2 protein-coding genes are annotated in these 1,881 nt (G+C 76.1%); both read right to left on the bottom strand.

All coding sequences use genetic code 11. From position 1 onward, the window contains the following. Positions 1-2: 2 nt before the first annotated feature. Positions 3-974 carry a cytochrome P450 gene (locus ACWDCZ_RS40950; protein ID WP_449818666.1) on the bottom strand — a complete coding sequence of 324 codons (972 nt, stop codon included), beginning with the start codon at positions 972-974 and terminating at the stop codon, positions 3-5. Further along, positions 958-1,881 (bottom strand): (-)-delta-cadinene synthase (locus ACWDCZ_RS40955; RefSeq protein ID WP_449818667.1); only part of this gene is annotated, 924 nt, incomplete at its 5' end. The genes ACWDCZ_RS40955 and ACWDCZ_RS40950, both read right to left, overlap by 17 nt.

The raw sequence follows: 1,881 nt of genomic DNA on the forward strand, positions 1-1,881 counted from the left end.
CGTTAAGATGGGTGGGGGGTGTGTCTGAGTGGGGGGGGGGGGGGGCGGGCCGGCGGGGGGGGGGGGGCGCGGGCGGGCCGGGGGCGCGCCCCCCCCCCCCCCCCCACCTCCTCGCGGACCCGGCGGCGCAGTTCCGGGTGGCGCGAGAGCAGGATGAACAGCCAGGCGGCGGCCGCGCCGCTGGTGTGGGAGCCGCCGATCAGCAGGGAGGTCACGTCGTCGTGGAGCTGCCGCCGGTCGGCGCCGGCCGACAGCCGCGTCAGGCCGGCGTTGTGCGGGTCCGCGTCGATGAGGGCGTCCACGACGCCGTGGATGTCGTCCAGGGCGGTGCGGTAGCGCTCCCGCTCGCGGCCGGGCAGCCGGTCGAGGAGCGCGGCGGCGGGCCCGTAGGCCCTGCGGCCCACCCCGGCGACGACGACGGGCAGGGCCCGGTGGACGACGGCGGCGAAGCCGGCGGGCAGCGGACGGCCGAAGAGGGTCGCGGCCACCACGTCGATGGTCAGTCCCGCCATCTCGGCGTTGAGGTCGAGCCGTTGGCCGTGGTGCCAGGAGGCGGCGCGGGCGGTGGCCAACTCGGCCATGGTGTCCAGGTATCCGGGCAGACGGGCGGCGCTCAGGAGGGGCTGGACGATGCGGCGACGGTCCCGGTGGTGGGCGCCGTCGGCCACGGCGACGCCGGCGCCGAACAGGGGGCGGGCCTTGGTGAAGATCTCGCCGCGGTCGAACCGCCCTCCGGGCCCGGTCAGCAGGGCCATCACCAGGTCGGGGTGGTTGAGGAGGTAGGCGGGCCGCGGGCCGATGCGGAACTCGACCACGTCCCCGTACCGGCGCTGGGCGTCCAGGAAGGCCAGCGGCGCCCTGGCCAGGCGGAGCGCGTGCCCGAGGAGCGGGAGGGCGCCCGGGGCCCGGGGCGGACGACTGCCGGTGGGGTCACCGGAGGCGTCGTCCGTGGAGGTGTCAGTGGGTGTCGGCATGGGGATCCTCTCCCGTCGTGATCGTTCCGGACCGGTACCGGGGCGTGCCCAGGCCCCACTCCAGGTGGCCCCGGGCCCAGCCGAGGAGCGCCTCGGCGCAGTGGTCGGCCTGCCGCCGCGGGCCGGGCGGCACGGCCAGCGCGCGGGTGAGGTCGGACAGTTCCCGGCGGGCCCGCGCGTGGGCGTGCAGGCGTTCCTCGAAGGTGTCCGTCACGAGGAGGGCGGCGGCGTGCCGGTCCGTGCCGCCGTGGTGGGCGGTGACGAGTACCAGGTTGTGGGGGTCGCCCTGGGCGGCCTCCTTGTCCACGGTCATCAGGTCGTTGGTCCAGCACACCAGGTCCGCCGCCGCGACGAGGAGTTCCTGGAACGGACGGGAGTAGTACAGGGACGAGGGCAGGACACAGCCGTCCGTCCGCTCGACCAGGTCGAACGAGGGCATGATCGCCCCGAAGGCCCGGCGCCAGGCGGGGAACCCGTCCAGGCGCGGGACGTGGGAGGCCTGCCGGTGGGCGGCCTGCCAGACACAGGCGGACAGGTAGTCGGCCACGTGGCGGCGGAACCGCAGGATCCAGGGGGCGGGCATGCCGTCCGAGGCCCGCCCGACGATCTCCGCGAGGGCCCGTCCCACGGGCGAGGTGGGCTCGGAACCGCACGAGACGATGCCGAGCGGCTCCCGCAGGTACCCCTCCAGGAGGTCGGCGTCTCGCCCCAGTTCGCCCTCGTCGATCCGGTCGTCGAGGAGGAACAGCCAGGCCATCCACATCGCCACCAGCACGCTGTCCGGCCGGTCGGCCCGTGGATGGCACCACGCCGCCAGCAGCCCGGGGCGGATGCGTGCGAGGTTGCGCAGCTCCGCCGGGGTGTCGCAGAGGCCGGCGGCCTCGGCCCAGCGCAGAGCCTCGGCGTC

The organism is Kitasatospora sp. NPDC001225 (assembly GCF_053597855.1).